Below are 16,616 nucleotides of genomic sequence, written 5' to 3' on the forward strand. Positions count from 1 at the left end.
GGAGTCAGCCGGGCAGCTCGCCCAGCTGGATCGACTGGTTGCGGGAGCCCCGCAGCAGCCCCTGCCCGAAGGCGGCGGCCAGGCGCGGCCGGCTGAGGACCGAGGACACGGGGTAGCCGAGCGAGGGGGAACCGTAGGGGACGTAGAAGTCCACCCGCGCCCCGGCGCGAGCGCTCACCGCGAGCGGACGGCGCAGCGGCAGACCCGGCAGCAGTTCCACGGCCGCGGGGGCCGAGGAGCGACCGGTCAGCTCCAGCGCCCGGCCCAGCAGGACCGGGTCGTGCGTCGCCAGCGCGAACGGGACGTCGGTGCCGGACAGCCGCTCCACCAGCCGCAGGTAGGCGGCCCGCAGCTCGCGGTCCCCGACCAGGTGCCGGCCGCCCTCCTCGGGCCACTGCCCCTTCACCACACGCACGCCCAGGTCGCCGTCGGCCGCCCGGGCGACGTCGTCGAGGCTGCGGGCCCACCGCGCCGGCAGGGCCACCGCGACACGCGCACCCTGCGCCCGGGCGGCACCCGCGAGCTCGAGGGTGACGTCGGCGTCGGCGGGCGCGTGCGCGTCGAAGTCCAGCCGCACGCCCGACTCCGCGGCCCGGGAGGCGAGTTCCCGGACCGCCCCGCAGTCCCGGCCCAGGGCCGGCACCTTGATCGCCAGCCGGGCGCGCCGGCCCCAGGCAGCGAGCGCGTCCAGGGCCGCGGCGTTCTCGGCGAGGACCGCGGCCGGTGGCTCCACGGGGGCGTTCCAGTAGGCGATCGACACCATGGAGCCGAGGGCGAGCAGCCGCCCGGCGACCGCGAGCGCCGACGGCCGCTCGCTGCCGGCCAGGTAGGCCCGTCCGGCCCGGCGCAGGATCGGCGTGAGGAGACGGTCCACCGGGCGGGTCACGGCGCGCCCCGCTCCCGCAGCCTCGTGAGCGCCCGAGTTCCGCTCCGGCGGGCCATCTCGCCCGCGACGACCGCGGCCGCCGGCACCGAGCGCCACGCCGTCGGATAGACGTGCACCTCGCGGCAGGAGCGGGACACGTCCGTCCACAACGACGTCCACGGCTCCTCCGTGCCCAGGAACTCGAACGTCTCGAGCCCCCGCTCCGCGGCCCAGCGCACGGTGTGCAGCATCAGCAGGTTGCCCGGTGAGCAGCGGGCGAACTGCTCGTCGAAGCCGATCTTGAACAGGCTGTACCGGCCGTGCGCCTCGACGGCCAGCTGCACCGCCACGGGGCGGCCGTCGATGCGCAGGAAGGCGAAGCGGGTGGCGTCCTGCTCGGCGGCCAGCGTGCAGAACCGCCGGAAGAACTCGCGCTGGTCGGGCCGCGCGACCAGCGACGTCCCCGCCGCGGTCTTCCACCCGGCGGCCTCCACGACCGTGATCTCCTCGAACAGCGCGTCGACCTCGCCCGGTGCCGGCTGCTCGACGGAGAACTCCACCTCGCCGAGCCCTTCCGCCCGGCGCAGCGCCGTCCGGAAGTCACCGCGACGGCGCTTGCTGAAGTGGTGCTCGGGCTCGCGCCACCGCTCGGACAGCGCGATCGCGGGCGTGCCGGCCACCGCGCGGTCCAGCACCGCGGCGCGGCGCACGGGGAGCGCACGCAGGTGCGGAAGCAGCGGCGAGTCGTCCGGCAGCCGCTTGAGCCGCACGGGCTGGCCGCGGCGGACGACGTCCTCCACCAGCGCCGCCAGGGCGGCCGGGTCGCTGCCCCGGGCATCCGTCGGCTCCAGCAGCTGCCGCACGCCGAGCATCTCGGCGGTCCACGGGCGGCCCCGGCGCCGGACCAGCGGCAGCACCGCGTCCGGCGCGTCCGGTGCGCCCGCGACGCCGACGGCGAGGGTGTGCCGGGAGCCGTAGACCTCGAGCCAGGCACGGACCCAGGCGCTGCCGCCGACCGGACCGCTGCGCGAGGGGAGCGCGTCCCACCCGGCGGTCGAGCGCCGGACGTCGGCGACCGAGGTCAGGCACCGTACCGCGGAGCCAGGCTTCCGCTCGTCCGTCGCCATGCCGCACACCCTTCCGATCTCGCCACCGCTGCGCGCACGGCCTCGCTGGTCGACCATCACACAGCACGCGGTTGCATCGGCGAACTTCACCCCTGGGAGCGACATCATCGTCGAGCCCGGCGGCGGCGGTCCTAGGATCGCCGCGATGACCCGGACAGCAGGCCGACCGCAGCACGCGGCACCCGGTCACCCCGTGGCTCACCGGTGACCACGACCCTCGTCGTCTCGCCCAGTGTCACGGCCTCGCACGCGGCCCGTTTCTGCGCCACGGCGGCGGCCGCGATCGCCGGCGGCGCTGACCTGCGGGCGGTGCTGGTGGCCAACAGTGCCGAGACCCAGGCTCTCGCGGCCCAGTGGCCGGACATCGTCGTGCCGGGCTCGAACGCCGGCTTCGCGGCCAGCATCAACCTGGCCGCCGCCGGCCGGAGCTTCCGATGGCTCGTCGTCGCCAACGACGACATGGAGTTCGTCCCCGAGGCGTTCGAGGCGCTGGCTGCGCACCTCGCCGGGGAACCGGACGACCGCCCCCACCTGATCCGGCTGACCGACGAGCCGTGGCGCCACCTCCCCGGGACCGCCGGCGTCTTCGCGGGCCTGTCCCTCGTGGAGAAGGTGGCGTACGGCCTCGGCCGCCCGCTGTCGCGCGAGTCGACGCCGCGCGAGGACGACGTCTACCCCTCCTTCGGGCTGGTCGCGATCAGCGCCCGGTTGTGGCAGCAGACGAACGGCATGGAGGAGCAGCTGCCCTTCTGCTACGAGGACGCCTGGTTCGTGCGCCAGGCGCGTGCGGCGGCCCCCGATCTGCGGATCACCAGCTTCGACCTGGGTGTCCCGCACGCCCTGTCCTCGTCGACCGGGGCCAAGATCCACCTCGTGCTCCCGGTGATCGCCTGGTCCGCCGTGGTGTACCTGCAGTTGCTGGGCGTGCCTCCGCTGCGTGCGCGTGCGGTGTGCCTGGCCGCCCTCGTCATCCGGGCGCCGCTCTCCCTCGCCGGGACCGCGAACCGCCGCCGGCACCTGCTGGGCATCGGCCGCTCCGTGTGGGCGATCGTCACCGACCGCCGTCCCTCCCTGCCGGCGCCGACGGGGCCGGCTCCCTCCTGAGGCCGGGCCGGCTCGGCCGGCCTCGGCTCAGCGGTCGGCGTCCCGTTCCAGCACGTCGGCGCTGGGCGTGCCGGCGATGGCGAAGCCCTCGCCGGTGTACACCGTGACGCCCTGGAGCCAGGGCCACGCGGCGGCCCGGTCGAGCGCGGCGGCGAGGTACTCGCCGCGGCGGGGCTCGGGCACGAAGTACCAGTTCCCGGGCGTCCGGTCGTAGCCGAACTCGCCGACGACGACGTCGCGCCAGATGCCCTCGTCCGCGTGGACCTGCGCGCGGAGCCGCTCCAGGCCGAGGAAGGTCATGTCCTTGACGCCGTAGGGCGTCTCGACGTCGCGGCTCCCCGCCTCCTCCAGGGGGTCGTAGCCGACGCCGTCGCCCCCGGCGTAGGGGTGCACCCCGAGCTGGTCGTAGAAGAAGCGGTTGGACGCGTTGCCGCCCAGATCGGCCAGCGCGGTACTGAGCTCGTGCATGTACCCGAGGTCGTTGTTGCTCAAGATCCCGCCGATGATCTGCGCGTCGGGGTCGACGGCGTCGGCGGCCGTCCAGACCGCCTTGAGCAGGCCCGCGTACTGGCGCGGATCCGGCCCCTGCCGCCAGGCCTCCACGAGGTTGGGCTCGTTCCACACCTCGTAGCCGGCCACCCGCGTGCCGAAGCGCTCGACGAGCTGCGCGAAGAGGCCCGCCCAGACCTCGGCGTCCGGGCCGACGGGGGCGAACCACGTGCCGCGGGGATCCATCCACTGCGGCGTGCTGTTGACGTGCAGGTAGAAGCGCAGCCCCAGCTCGTCCGCGCGCTCGACCAGGGGGTCCAGCGGTGCGGTGGTGCAGCTCCGGTCCGCGTCGCACAGCCAGCTGAGGTCGGCGGTCACCCGGACGCCGGCGGCCCCGTCGGCGGCCGCGCGCGTCACCTCGTCGTAGGCGTTCGCCCGGGTCTGGGTGCTGCCGTCGGGCTGCTCGCCGCCGACGGGGCTCAACGGCACGACGACCTTCGTGCCGCCACGCGCCGGTTCGGCAGGCCCCCCGGGCAGCAGAGCCAGTCCGCCGGCCGCGACCAGGGCGAGCACGGCCGCCACGACCAGCCAGGTCCGCCCGCGGCGAGGGGACGCGGCCGGGACCGCGGAGGCCGTCGGTGCCGCCATCACTCGCACGGGCGAACCTCCTCCGACGTGGGCGGGCACTGCGGCCGACACCACGTCCCGCCTGCCATGATGACCCAGAACTGCAACCCCGCGGGAGACCGGCCATGAGCGAGGACAGCGCACCCGCCGTGGGCGGACTGCCGGGTGTCCGGCTCGTCCTGCGCCGCTCCTGGTGGGTGGCGCTCGGACTGGCGGTCGGCCTCGGAGCCGGCGCGGGTGTCGGTGCGGTCCGCCCGCCGGTGTTCGAGTCGACGGCCGTCCTGACCGTCTCCGCCGGCGACGGCGTGACGTCGGGCGACGCCTCGCGCGCGGCGCAGGCCCTCGCCCGGCTCGCCACCGAGCCGGGGGTGGTGCGCGACCCGCTCCGCGCCGCCGGGCTCCCGGACGCCGCCGCGAATCCCCGCCGCTCGGTGCGGGCGCAGGCCGCACCCGACGCGCCGATCCTGACCATCACCGGCGCGGCGTCCGAGGCGTCGACGGCGCGCGATCTCGCCGCGACGGTCAGCGAGGCGCTCGCCGACCTGGAGCCGTACCCGCCGTTCACCGCCACGGTCGTCGCGGACGCCGAGCTGCCTCCCGGGCCGCGCACGCCGACCTGGGTCGAGGCGGCGGGTGGCGCCGGGCTGGGCACCGCGCTGGCGCTGGTGCTCGCGGCGACGATCCCCGGACGGCGGACCGCATCGAGGAGCCGGGCCGACGACCAGGCGGCCGCCGAGGCCGAGCCCGACCCGGACCTGCTCAGGTACTGAGCAGGCCCGGAGCGTCCGATCCGGCCCTCAGCCGGTCAGCTGGTCAGGTGGTCCGGCGACGGCGCAGCCGCTGCGCGCCGACGAGCCCGATCAGGCCCCCGAAGAGCGCGGCCGCCGTCACCAGGAGCGGGCTCAGCAGCTCGCTGCCGCCGGCCGGAGGCACGGCGGTGGCGACCTGCTCCAGCTCGTAGCCCGGCACCCGCTCGCCCCGGTCCTGCTCCAGGAGCACCGCCGCCACCGCGTTGGCCCAGGTGGCGGACCGCTCGGCATCGGCGGTGGTGACCCGGACGGCGATCACGGGCGAGTCGGCATCCAGCACCAGCTCCAACCGGGAGGCGAGCACGGGCGTGGCCACGTCGAGCGCGTCGGCTGCGTCGGACAGGACGGCGTCGGAGCTGCCGATCTTCACCCAGATCCCGGCGACGGGTTGGGAGACCGGGGCCGCGGGGTCGGTGGGCAGCACCGTCACCAGCGCCTCGGCGGCGTAGGTCGGTTCGGCCTGCTGGTTGGCCACCAAGCCGGCGCCGCCCAGCAGGAGTGCGCCGAGCAGCGGGAGGACGACCAGCCAGACCCACGACCGCCGCCTGCGCGCGCCCACCAGGGGAGCGCCCTGCTGCGCAGAGCGCGGCACGGCGGTGGCTCCGGGGTCGTCGACCCCGGGCGTCTCGTCCCGGAGGTCGGACTGCGGGGCGCCGGGCGAGGGCTCGTCGACCTCGCCGACGGCCGGCACAGCGCCGGTCCTCCCCCCAGTCCCCACGGCGCGATCCTAGGCTCCGGCGGCCATCGGGCCCGCGCTGCCACGCGAACGGGTGACCCCGGGCGGGTGCGGGCGCCGCGTGAACCTGCCGGCGCCGAACCGGCTGGCAGACTGCCGCCAGCGTCCCGTCGGGCCGGACCGGCCCGCCGGTCCACCGGGGGGCGCCGTCCACGGGCAGGGGGTGAGCGACGCATGGCACTGGCCCAGGTCTCCTCCCTCGACCTCTCCCAGCGGCGACTCCCCGACCTCGCGCGGCGGCTGCCCGATCTCGCGCTGCGGCCCGCCACCTGGATCGCCGTGGCGGTGCTGCTGCTCGCGGTGTCCCCGGCGGCGACCTCGGGCGACAGCCCGATCGCCCTGAGCGACGTGGCGGTCGCGGTCGCCGGGCTGCTCGCCGTCCGCACGATCCTGCGGGGCGAGCAGCTCGACGTGGCCCGCAGCGTGCCGGCCCTGGGACTGCTGGCGATCGGCACGGCGGGCCTGATCGCGGCGGTTCTCTCGCACAACGTGCCCACCAACGTGGTGGGCGCGGTCCGGTACGTCGAGCTGTTCCTCGTCGCCCCGCTCGCGGTGATGGTCGCGCTCCGGACGCGCACCGACGCCTTCATCCTGCTGGGCGCCCTCGTCGGGCTCGGGGTGGGGGAAGGCGCGCTGGGCCTGGTCCAGTTCGCGACGGGCACCGGCGCCGGGATCGGCGAGGACAGCATCCGCGCGGTCGGCACGTTCGGCGCCTACAACATCGGCTCGCTGGCGCAGATCACCGCGGTCGGGTTCGTCATCTGCCTCGCCGTCGTCGTGGTCCAGGACGGTGCCTTCCGCGCCTGGGCGGCCGCGGGCGCGACGGTGCTCCTGCTGGCCAACCTCGCCAGCCTCAGCCGCAGCGCCTGGGTCGCCCTCGCCGTCGCCGCCCTCGTGACGGTCAGCCGTGGCCGGCCGGCCCGGCTGCTCGGCGCGGTGACCGCCGCACTCGCCCTGGCCGCGCTGATCCTCCCGCCCCTGGTGACCAGCGAGACCCCGATCGGCGACCGCGTGGCCAGCCTGCTGTCCTCCGACGCGGCTCCGGACCAGTCGCTCGTCGACCGGCAGGCGCTGTGGGCGGCCGCCGTCGACATGTCCCTGGACAACCCGCTCACCGGCGTCGGACTGCGCGCCTTCCCGGACTTCCGGGACGCCTACGCCGACTTCAGCCTGCTGGGCTCGAGCGACATCTCCTTCGGGTCGTCCTTCGACCGGGTGGCCCTGGAGTCACCGCACAGCCTCTACCTGCTGGTCGCGAGCGAGCAGGGCCTCGTGGCGCTCCTCGTCCTGGTCACCGTCCTCGCCGTCCTGCTCGCGCGGGGGCTGGTGCGTGCTGCCCGACGGCGCTCCGACCTGTCGACGACGATCGCGCTGGCCGGGGTGGGCCTGCTCTCCTTCGAGCTGGTCAGCATGATCACCGGCGACCTCGGCGGCCCCGGATCGATCCTCACCGGGATCTGCCTGGGGCTGGCCGGCTGGGCGGCCGCCGACGTCGATCTGCACGGCCCGTGATGCCGGCGCCCGCTCCGCCGGGGCGTCGCTCGCTCCTCACGGGTGTCCCGGTCAAGCGGCTGGCCGGGTTCATGGGGCTCCCGCTGATCTCCGCCGCGGCGCCCTTCCTGGTGCTGCCCGTGCTGCTGCGCTACGTCGGGACGGAGGCGTGGGCGGGCATCGCGATCGGGCAGTCGATCGGGGCCGGGGTCTCCACCCTCGTGCTGCTGGGCTGGCCCGTCGTCGGCCCCTCCGCCGTCGCGGCGGCCCCTGGCCGGGGACGGGCGCTCTACACGCGCAGCCTGATCTCGCGGCTCACCGTGTTCGTGGTCGCCGCGCCGTGCGGCGTCGCGCTGGCGGTGCTGCTCTCCCCCGACGGGGTGCGGACCGCGACCGGCCTCATGGCGCTGGCGATGTCCATGCTGGGCCTGTCCGCCACCTGGTTCTTCGTCGGATCGGGCCGGCCGGGGTCGATCGCCCGGTACGAGACGGTGCCGCGGGTGGCCGCCACGGCCCTGGCCGCGCTGCTCGTCTCGCTCCACCCGCTGGCCTGGCTGTACCCGGCGGTGCTGCTGCTCACCTCGACGGTGCTGACCGTGGTGGTGTCCGCCCGCTACTGGGAGCGCACGCGGCTGACTCCGCTGCGGACGACCGGCCGCGTGGTGCGGGATCAGTGGGCGGCGGTGGGGGTGTCGGTCCAGGCGGCGGTCAACACCTCCCTGCCCCTGACGATCCTGGCGGCGGTCGCGCCCCGCACCGTCGCGGCGTTCGCCGCCCTCGACCGGATCACCAAGTTCGCCGTCTTCGCCCTGGGTCCGGTCGGCCTGGCGTTCCAGGGCTGGGTCGCCGAACCCTCCGAGTCGCCGGCCCGCCGGCGCAGGACGGCGCTGGTGGTCACGGCCACGGCCGGGCTGCTGCTGGCCGGTGGGTTCCTGCTGGCCGCGCCACCCCTGCTGGAGGTGCTGTTCGCCGGCCGGATCGAGGTGCCGGGGATCGCGATCGTGTTCGCCGCGGTGAGCATCGTGTGCGTCGCGCTGGGCACGACGCTCGGCTTCCACCACCTGGTCCCCCTGGGGATGAGCACCTGGCTGGCGCTGAGCACCGCGATCAGCATGGTGGTGGTGACCGTCTCGATGGTCGTCCTCCCGCCGCTGCAGGGCGTCACCGGGGCGGCGCTGGCCATCATGCTGGCCGAGGTCTCCGTGGTGATCACCCAGACCCTGGCCCTGGTGCTCCGCCGGTCGGGCCGACCGGTGGAGCTGCCCGTCGGGTGACGCCCACGGGTCAGGACGCCGCGGCCCTGGACCGCGCGCGGAGACGGTGCCTGAGGAACTTCACCTCCAGCCGGAGGCCCGTGTCCTTCTGCCCGACGAAGAACCGGGGGATCGCATGCCGCCGCGGCCGGGTGTGGTCGTCGGTGACGCAGGCGTAGTCGTAGCCGGCGTCGACCACCGCCTGGACGGCCGCCTCGTCGAACGACCCGTAGGGGAAGCAGAAGCCAGGGACGTCCCTCCCGAGGACCTCGGCCAGCGCCCGGCGGCTGTCGGCGATCTCGGCGGTCCGCTCCGCGGCCGTAGCTCCGGCGAGCCGGACGTGCGTGCCGCTGTGGCTGCCCACCTCGTGGCCGGCGGCCGCGATGGCCCGGACGTCGTCGGCGGTGACCAGCGGAAGGCTCGGCTCCTGGTCCCAGTCGCTGCGCCCGCCCAGCTTCCCGGTGACGACGTAGACGCTCGACGTCATGCCGTGGTGGTCGAGGACCGGCATCGCGTGGTCGACGAAGTCGCGGTAGCCGTCGTCGAAGGTGAGCGCGACCAGCCGACGGGCCCGACCGCGGTCGACGGCAACCAGCCACTCGGCCACCGACACGCCCTGGAGCCCGCGTCGGCGAAGGTGCGCCAGCTGCTGGTCGAGCCGGTCGGGGGCCACGCGCAGCGCGTGCGGGTCCGGGCCGTGCGACGGACTGATCGAGTGGTACATCAGGACTCGGGGCGCGCGACCGAACACGCTGGCAGGACCCATGTGATCATCCTGCCTGCCGGTGCGGTCGGTGAGGTGTCGTCGAGATCACACGACGATTGCTGACCAACATCATCACTTTGAGTCACGGCGGGCCGCATCCGCTTGCCTCTGCGCCGCCGGACGGCTCTCGCGCGACGGAACCGGGTCGACACGATCCCGCATGCCCCATGATCGTGAGATAAGCCCAGGTCAGAAACGATCTGGCCGACCGCGGGGGGAGGACGCACATGGCGTGCGGCTTGGCCGAACGGCCGCTCTCCGCGAGCTCCCCGGGACGCCGGCGAGGCGACGGCTCGACCTGGTCGTTGCGCTTCGTGCTCGGACTCCTCGCCGTCGTCGGGTTCGGCATCCTCCTCACCGCTCTCTCCCCCCACGCGCGGGCCGGGAACGACGACCACGGGCGGGCCCACGGCCCGGGCCGCGTGGCACCGGCGGCCGCATCGGTGCCCGACGTCCCGCCGGGCGAGCCGTTGCGCGGCTCGGCACCCACGGCTCGGCCGGCGCCGGACCGCGACAGCGGCAGCGGCAGCGGCAGCGCCAACGGCAGCGGCAGCGGCAGCGCCAACGGCAGCGCGGGTGCCATCGACAGCGCAGGTGACCTCGGCCCCGTGCGGGTTCCGGTCCCGACCGCGCCGGTCGTCGTGACCCCGGACCCGCTCCCGCCGCCCCGGCCGCTTCCGCCGCTCCCCCCGGTCGCGGTCGGTACAGGTGACGACACGCGGCCAGACACCGGCGGGGTCGACGCCAACCCCGACCCCGGCGTCGGCGTCGGCGGCGGCGGCGGCGGCGGCGGCACGACCGTCGTCGATGCGATCACGGACGTGACGACGGCGCCCCTCCCGGTCGAGGTCCCGGCCGATCTCCCTGCCGCGGCGGCCGCGGGCGCCGGCCCCGACGCCTCCGACACGACGGTCGCGGCACCCCCCGCGGCGCCTGCCGCCGCGACACCGGCCGCCGTGACACCGACCCCCGCGACGCCTGTCGACGGGACACCGGCCGCCGCGACGCCTGTCGCCGCACCCCCGGTCGCCGAGCTCCCTGTCGCCGCGCCCGTGACCGAGCCCCAGGCGATGCCGTCCGCATCCGCCTCGGGAACTGGCGAGGCAGTCTGCGCGAGCGACCGGCTCCGAGGTGGCTCCGACGGGCGCAAGGGGTCCGTCTCGCGCCCCGCCGCGGTGTCCCCGGTGGGCGCGAGCACCCCGAGCCTTCCGCCGTCGCCTGCCGACGACCCGCGGCCCGTTCCCCCGGTGCCGCCGCTGCCCGCCCCGCCGGCACCGTCCCCCGCGCCGGCCGGGCCGTGCACGTCCGCCTCCGTGGGCGCCGCGTCGGGCGGCGGCGCGCACGGCGCGGTCCACTCCCCCCTCGCGGTGCTCAGCGACGCGGTGACCGAATCGCTCGCCCGCGAGTCGGCCCGCGCCGTCTCGGGCGCCGTGGGTCATGTCGTCGGCAGCGCCGACGACATGAGCAACACCCCGGATTGACCTCGGTCCTCCCTGGACGGCGCCTGCTCCGCGCGCCGGGACCTCCCGCACTCCAGAGGCACGCACCGGCGTGCCCTCCTCCGGACCGTCGCGTCCGCCGCTCTCTGCACACCCAGCGCTCCAGCCGAGGACCACCTCAGATGACCAAGAGCCTGCACTCCGTGAAACCCAGCGCGGAGTCCTCCCCGCCCGCCCGCCTGGACGCTCGACCCGGCGGCTCCCTCCAGTCCGTCACGCCGCTCGACTGGGCGGAGATGACGGAGCCCTTCGCGCACCCGCCCGCACGCTGGGCCTGGATCACCCGCTTCAGCGTCCGGCCGCTCCTCGTCGCCCTCGACGTCGTCGCGATCGCCGTCGGCATCGTGATCCTCGAGCTGGCCGTCGACGGCCCCGGCTTCGACACCCCGATCACCAGGACGCTCACGTTCGGCGTCTGCCTGCTCCTCGGACTGTGGACCGGCGGCCTGTACCGGTCCCGGCTCTCCCTGTCGGCCCTCGACGACCTGCCCACCCTCGTCGGCCGGGCACTCGCCGCTGCCGCGCTGTCCGCTCTCGCACAGATCGCCTGGGCGGAGCTGACGTCGGGGGTGTACGACGTCAACTGGTCCTACCTCGGCGGCGCGATGGTCGTCACCGTCACCGTCGCGCTGTGCCGCGCACTCGGCTACGCCGTCGTCCGCCGGGCGCGCGCCCACAGGCTGGTCGCCCACCGCACCCTGATCCTCGGGGCGGGCCGGGTCGGCAGCCAGGTCGCCGACGTGCTGCGCGCGCACCCCGAGTACGGGCTGCACCCGATCGGCTTCCTCGACGCCGACCCGCCGGACACCGACCCGCCGCGCATCCTGCCGGTGCTCGGCGGACCGGAGGCCTTCACCCACGTCCTGCTGCAGGGGGGCGTGCGCGCCGTGATCGTCGCGTTCTCCTCCATGAAGGAGTCGCAGATGGTGAGCCTGATCCGGACCTGCGACCGACTCAGCTGCGAGCTGTTCGTCGTCCCGCGATTGTTCGAGCTGCACCAGGTGGAGAGCTCGATGGACACCGCCTGGGGCTTCCCGCTCGTGCGGCTGCGCCGGGCGACCTACCGCAGCCGCGCATGGGGGATGAAGCGGGCGATGGACGTGCTGGTCTCCGGTGTCACGATCGTGCTGCTCGCCCCGCTGCTGGGGCTGATCTCCCTGGCCGTCCGCCTGGACGGGAAGGGCGACATCCTCTTCCGCCAGGAGCGCGTCGGCGTCGACGGGCACCACTTCGAGCTGATGAAGTTCCGGTCGCTGCGTCCGGCCAGCGAGGCCGAGTCCCAGACGACGTGGAACATCGGCGACGACCCGCGGTTGACGCGGGTCGGCCGGTTCCTGCGGTCGACGTCGCTGGACGAGTTGCCGCAGCTGTACAACATCCTGCGCGGCGACATGAGCCTCGTCGGGCCGCGCCCGGAGCGGCCGCACTTCGTCAGCCAGTTCCAGAGCCTCTACCCGAGCTACGAGGCCCGTCACCGGGTGCCCTCGGGGCTCACCGGGTGGGCACAGGTGCACGGGCTGCGGGGGGACACCTCGATCGCCGATCGCGCCCGGTTCGACAACTACTACATCGAGAACTGGTCGCTGTGGCTCGACATCAAGATCATCCTGCGCACGTTCAGCGCGGTGCTCCTGGGCGCCGGTCGGTGACCTCCGGATCGCCGGGCGGGTCCGGAGACGTCTCCGGGCTCCGGGTGCTGCACGTCGTGCAGAAGTTCAGCAGCGGGGTGGGGTCGGCGATCGCCGAGTACACCCGCACGCTGCCCGAGGCGGAGCACCACCTGCTCTCGGGCACCCCGGTGGACGCCGAGGGCGACCTGGCCGAGCAGGCGGTCTTCCGGAGCACCACCGAGATGACCGGCTCGCACCGCGCCAAGGTGCGCCGCGTGCGTGAGGTCGTGCGCGAGCTGCGCCCCGACGTCGTCCACGCGCACTCCAGCCACGGCGGGGTGTACGCCCGGCTGGGCGTCGCGCGGACCCGGAGCCGTCTCGTCTACACGCCGCACTGCTACGCCTTCGAGCGGCGCGACATCTCCGCGCCGGTGCGCGGCGCCTTCTGGCTGGCCGAGGCGCTGCTGGCGATGAACACCTCCGCTTTCGCGGCGTGCGCGCCGCGCGAGTGGCAGCTGTCCGCGTGGCCCACGCGCCGCGCGCCGCGCCACCTCGTCCCGAACATCGCTCCGGAGGCCGTTCCGCACCGGCCGGCCCGGGAGCCCGGCCACCCCCTCGTGGTCGGTGGCGGACGGCTGTCGCCACAGAAGGACCCGGAGTTCTTCCTGCGGTTCGTCGAGCGGCTGCGCCCGGAGGTGCCGGACCTGCGTGCCGTCTGGCTGGGCGACGGCGACCCGGCCCTCCGCGCGGCGCTCGAGGCCGGCGGCGTCCAGGTCTCCGGCTGGCTCCCCCGCGCCGAGGCGCTGCCCGCGCTGGCAGCCGCCGACCTGTACGTGCACTCCGCGCTCTGGGAGGGCTTTCCGCTGATGGTGGCCGAGGCCACCGCGTTGAGGGTCCCCACCCTGGTGCGCCGGCTGCCGACGTTCGCCGACGTGTCATCGGGGCTGACGCTGGCCGGAGAGGACGACGTGGCGCCTGCGGTGGCCTGCCTGGCAGATGCGGCGGCGGCCCGGGCCAACGTGGCCGGATGGTCGGCGCACCTCGAGCTCAACACCGCGGCCGAGCAGCGGACCGCGCTCATCGCCGCGTACGGCGGGCCCCGGGCCCGTCGCGACGTGTCGATGCACCTGCACCGGTAGCGGCGGATCGGGGCCCGACCCGTTCAGCAGCACGACGTTTTGCTGCTGCTGGCGTGGGCAGATTCGCGCCGCGACCTGATCCACCAGCACCGTCGGACCAGTTCGTCACAATCTGCCCGCGGGGGGTCACGGAGAATCACGACGAGCCCCGTAGGAATAGATCATGACCGTCGCGCTGATCGCAGGACTCGTGTGGGTGGGTGCCGCTCTGCCCTTCGGGATGCTGCTGGGCCGGGGCATGCGGCTCGCTGACCAGCGGGATCAGGACCCCTTCCGCATCGACGGCGTGGAGCGCTACCTGCGCGAGCAGGCGACCGCCCCGCTCTCCTGATCGCCCCCGGCGGCGTCAGGTATCGCCCTGACCGGGTCCTTCGAGACCTGCACCGTTGGTCGCGCCGTTGCCCTGCCCGGGCAGACTCTCGCCGTTCCGGCGGGCAGTCGGCAGCCTGATCTGCCGGCCAGGCCGGGCCCGGCGGGCCGGGCGAACGCGCCTGTTCCGGACCGCACGCTGTCCGAGGTCGGCCCTGTCCCACCGCGCCATCGCGCGCCCCAGCCCGAGGCCGAGGCCGGCCGCGACGGCCAGCACCCACGTCCACCACGGCATCGGCGCGCCTCCTGCGCGCCACCGTCCTCGCGCACCGGAGCGAGCGCAAGGACGCTGCTCGCCCTGAGTGCGCCGCCCATAAGGGCGACAGCGCTGCCGCGTTCTCGCCGACCTCGTCATCATCAACCTGGCGGCCAACGTCCCGGGTGAGCCGATCACCGGCGGTCCAATCGCAGGCCAACCTGCTCCAGATGATCGCCGACATCCGGTCCAAGCTGACGACGAACCTGAGCTTCCTGCGGCTGCCGGTGTGGAAGCGCAACGCGGTCACCGCCGAGGTGCGTCAGACCTACGTCGACGTCCAGTACGAGAACGCGGCGGCCGACCCGAACAACATCGCCATCCTCGACCTCAACCTGCGGATCCCGCCCATCTACAACGGCACCCCGCTCGTGACCAACGTGAACCACCACCGGGGGCTGTACTGGGACGACGTGCACCCCACGGACAATGGCGCGGCGCTGATCACTGACACCCTCGCCGCGTTCCTGGGGTCGGCCTGACCGCCTACGGGCTAGCGCGGTAAGCCGAGCGGACCTCGCTCACGCCCCAGGGGAACAGATAGGACGGGGCGAACGGGCTGCATTGGTACTCGATCGGCCAACGGTCCTGAAGGACGCGGATCGGCTTCTTCACGCCGCGGGTGTCGAGGACCGCGGTGAACAGGTAGAGCCCGTAGGCGACCACCCGTAGCAGGTACTTCGGTCGGAGCTTGTTGCGCCGCTTGCGCGCCTCCCCCAGGTAGGCGGTGAACCGCCCGAGGCTCTTCGACGGCATGGTCCGGCGCAGCTGGGCCAGCGTTCCGAACCGCAGAGACGTGCCGGCGCCACCGTCCTTGTGCTGCCCGAACAGCTCACGCGGCACGCCAGCCTCCTCCACGACACGGCGCGGGATGGGACGGTCGTAGTCGTTGTGCAGCGTCCAGGGGGCCATCTCAGGGGAGTTGGAGATGGCCACCACGTCGGCGAGGTGCATGGTCGAGAGGTACGCCGGCGCCACCATCAAGTAACCGGCGGCCAGCCGGAACTCCTTGCGGGAGGTGTCCGGGAGCGGGACGTACCGGCGGACCTGGTCGTTCACCTTGGCCGTCCGGTCCCACGCCCTGTCCCCGTAGGCGCCGGACAGCAGCATCTTCCCGGTGAGCTCGAGCTCAGCGGCGGCGAAGTACATGGAGGTGCCGAGCTCGCCGTTAGCTACGAAGAGGTCCGCGGTGTCGGTGTCCCGGTAGTCCAGCTCGTGCTTCTCGTGGATCTCGGTGTAGCCGAGCGCGGTGACGACGTCGCGGCCGCTGTCGGATCTGGATGCCCGCTTCGACTCGAATACCACCGCCTCGTTGCACCCGATCTCCTTGCCGAGCGCGGCGCAGGCTGACGAGTCGTACCCGTTGGAGGAGAAGACGATCGGCGGGTAGGTGTGCACCCGGCCCGCGTGGGTGGCGTTGGCGTGCACGGCGGCCATCTGGTCTCCCAGGAAGCCCCGGTACTCCTGCCAGCTGCCGACTCGGGGAGGCACCGGCTTCCGCTCCTCGCGGAGCTCCCCAGCCGCGTTGACGACGACGTTGCAGTAGAAGTGCACGCCTAGGCGCGCCCCGTCGGCCAGTGGCCACTCGCGGTGGTAGCTGTCCAGCCCTCCGCGGATGCTCAGGGCGTCCGCCTCGTAGCCGAGGTAGTTCATGTCCAGCTCGACGCCAACGGCCTCCAGGAGGAAGGCGATCGAGTTGGAGAAGGCCAGCTTGCCGTCGTGGCGGACGGAGTAGACGGCCTCCATCGTGTGGCACGGCGCCGCGACGACGAGCTCATCACCCCGGAGCAGCACCCCGCTGCCGAAGAGGGAAAACGAGTCGCTGAAGTCCGACGAGACGTCTCCGGCCCAGGTGCCCTCGAACACTGCATCGGGGCGGGCATCCACCCACGGGCCGACCGTGGCAGACACGGTGTCGCTGCCCTGGTCGAGCTGCACCAGCCAGGCGAGACGGGGTAGATGCTCGAGTCGGGTCACCGTCAGTGTTCGCACCGCGTCACCGTAGCCGCCGTTCCGATCCGCGGGCGTCTCGCGCCCGCACACGGAGGGGGCCTTTCCGTCAGTCGGGCAGGAATTGTTACGGGCCAGCGGCGCGTCCGGAGCGCCACGTAGGCGTCGCGCATCGGAGGTCGTGCGGGCCATGCAGTCCCGGGCACGGATGATTCAAGTTCTCTGCAATGGGGCGATGGCTGATGACACGACCGTCAATGTGCTTGGCTCGCCGTCGGTAAAGGTCACGAGCGGCGGCGGCTCCGGGTCCACGATCATCCGGCGCACCAACCTGCCCGGCTTGCCCCCACGACTCCACGGGGAAGTCGATCCTGGTCTGGGTGCGTGCCTTCGCATGGGTATGCCTCGCCGAGTTCTCCCTGTACCCATCCAGCGAGAGCATGGCCTCGGCCTGGTTTACCCGGATGCTCGACAGCCCCAGCGCCGCCCGCCCCTTCGCCTCGACGGGGAATAGGTAGGGATCAGC

Annotated in this window: 15 protein-coding genes; 9 read left to right on the plus strand and 6 right to left on the minus strand. The window is 74.1% G+C overall.

What is annotated here, in order from left to right:
- Positions 1-4 precede the first annotated feature (4 nt).
- Positions 5-886, minus strand: coding sequence for a hypothetical protein (locus CRP29_RS04700; protein WP_097193818.1), 882 nt, complete (start codon positions 884-886; stop codon positions 5-7).
- On the minus strand, positions 883-1,992 hold the full coding sequence (locus tag CRP29_RS04705; RefSeq protein ID WP_141437046.1) for a GNAT family N-acetyltransferase: 1,110 nt from the start codon (positions 1,990-1,992) through the stop codon (positions 883-885). The genes CRP29_RS04700 and CRP29_RS04705 overlap by 4 nt, the downstream gene beginning before the upstream one ends.
- Before the next feature lie 204 nt (positions 1,993-2,196).
- Between CRP29_RS04705 and CRP29_RS04715 the strand changes: the two genes are divergently transcribed.
- Entirely contained in the window at positions 2,197-3,096 is a 900-nt protein-coding gene (locus tag CRP29_RS04715; protein ID WP_097193821.1) for a glycosyltransferase family protein, read from the plus strand.
- Positions 3,097-3,123: 27 nt separating this feature from the next.
- Here CRP29_RS04715 and CRP29_RS04720 read toward each other — a convergent pair whose 3' ends face one another.
- Positions 3,124-4,233: a glycoside hydrolase family protein gene (locus tag CRP29_RS04720; protein WP_097193822.1), complete on the minus strand. Its 1,110-nt coding sequence runs from the start codon at positions 4,231-4,233 to the stop codon at positions 3,124-3,126.
- Between the two features lie 104 nt (positions 4,234-4,337).
- Between CRP29_RS04720 and CRP29_RS04725 the strand changes: the two genes are divergently transcribed.
- Positions 4,338-4,982 (plus strand): YveK family protein, encoded by a 645-nt coding sequence (locus CRP29_RS04725; protein WP_097193823.1) that lies wholly within the window; start codon positions 4,338-4,340, stop codon positions 4,980-4,982.
- Between the two features lie 43 nt (positions 4,983-5,025).
- Here the strand turns inward: CRP29_RS04725 and CRP29_RS04730 are convergent, their stop codons facing one another.
- Positions 5,026-5,712 (minus strand): YveK family protein, encoded by a 687-nt coding sequence (locus tag CRP29_RS04730; protein ID WP_097193824.1) that lies wholly within the window; start codon positions 5,710-5,712, stop codon positions 5,026-5,028.
- A 219-nt stretch (positions 5,713-5,931) separates the two neighbouring features.
- Between CRP29_RS04730 and CRP29_RS04735 the strand changes: the two genes are divergently transcribed.
- Both CRP29_RS04735 and CRP29_RS04740 read left to right on the plus strand, forming a co-directional pair.
- Positions 5,932-7,269, plus strand: a complete 1,338-nt coding sequence (locus tag CRP29_RS04735) for an O-antigen ligase family protein (RefSeq protein WP_097193825.1) — start codon at positions 5,932-5,934, stop codon at positions 7,267-7,269.
- Positions 7,269-8,522, plus strand: a complete 1,254-nt coding sequence (locus CRP29_RS04740; protein ID WP_097193826.1) for a polysaccharide biosynthesis protein — start codon at positions 7,269-7,271, stop codon at positions 8,520-8,522. Before CRP29_RS04735 ends, CRP29_RS04740 begins: the two co-directional genes overlap by 1 nt.
- Before the next feature lie 10 nt (positions 8,523-8,532).
- Here the strand turns inward: CRP29_RS04740 and CRP29_RS04745 are convergent, their stop codons facing one another.
- Positions 8,533-9,267 (minus strand): polysaccharide deacetylase family protein, encoded by a 735-nt coding sequence (locus CRP29_RS04745; protein WP_217991444.1) that lies wholly within the window; start codon positions 9,265-9,267, stop codon positions 8,533-8,535.
- A gap of 227 nt (positions 9,268-9,494) precedes the next feature.
- On the opposite strand from CRP29_RS04745, the gene CRP29_RS04750 reads away from it, so the two are divergent.
- From CRP29_RS04750 to CRP29_RS04765, 5 genes are all read left to right on the plus strand, one after another.
- Positions 9,495-10,748, plus strand: coding sequence for a hypothetical protein (locus CRP29_RS04750; RefSeq protein WP_097193828.1), 1,254 nt, complete (start codon positions 9,495-9,497; stop codon positions 10,746-10,748).
- Positions 10,749-10,888: 140 nt separating this feature from the next.
- Positions 10,889-12,415 carry a sugar transferase gene (locus CRP29_RS04755; RefSeq protein ID WP_097193829.1) on the plus strand — a complete coding sequence of 509 codons (1,527 nt, stop codon included), beginning with the start codon at positions 10,889-10,891 and terminating at the stop codon, positions 12,413-12,415.
- Positions 12,412-13,515 carry a glycosyltransferase family 4 protein gene (locus tag CRP29_RS04760; protein WP_097193830.1) on the plus strand — a complete coding sequence of 368 codons (1,104 nt, stop codon included), beginning with the start codon at positions 12,412-12,414 and terminating at the stop codon, positions 13,513-13,515. Before CRP29_RS04755 ends, CRP29_RS04760 begins: the two co-directional genes overlap by 4 nt.
- A 163-nt stretch (positions 13,516-13,678) precedes the next feature.
- Positions 13,679-13,846, plus strand: a complete 168-nt coding sequence (locus CRP29_RS22590) for a hypothetical protein (protein WP_176522816.1) — start codon at positions 13,679-13,681, stop codon at positions 13,844-13,846.
- 464 nt (positions 13,847-14,310) lie between these two features.
- Complete coding sequence (locus CRP29_RS04765; RefSeq protein ID WP_141437048.1) at positions 14,311-14,622, plus strand: SGNH/GDSL hydrolase family protein; 312 nt, start codon at positions 14,311-14,313, stop codon at positions 14,620-14,622.
- A gap of 4 nt (positions 14,623-14,626) precedes the next feature.
- Here the strand turns inward: CRP29_RS04765 and CRP29_RS04770 are convergent, their stop codons facing one another.
- Entirely contained in the window at positions 14,627-16,132 is a 1,506-nt protein-coding gene (locus CRP29_RS04770; RefSeq protein ID WP_141437049.1) for a hypothetical protein, read from the minus strand.
- Positions 16,133-16,616 lie beyond the last annotated feature (484 nt).

This window comes from Blastococcus aggregatus, from assembly GCF_900221005.1.
Taxonomy (GTDB): Bacteria; Actinomycetota; Actinomycetes; order Mycobacteriales; family Geodermatophilaceae; genus Blastococcus; species Blastococcus aggregatus.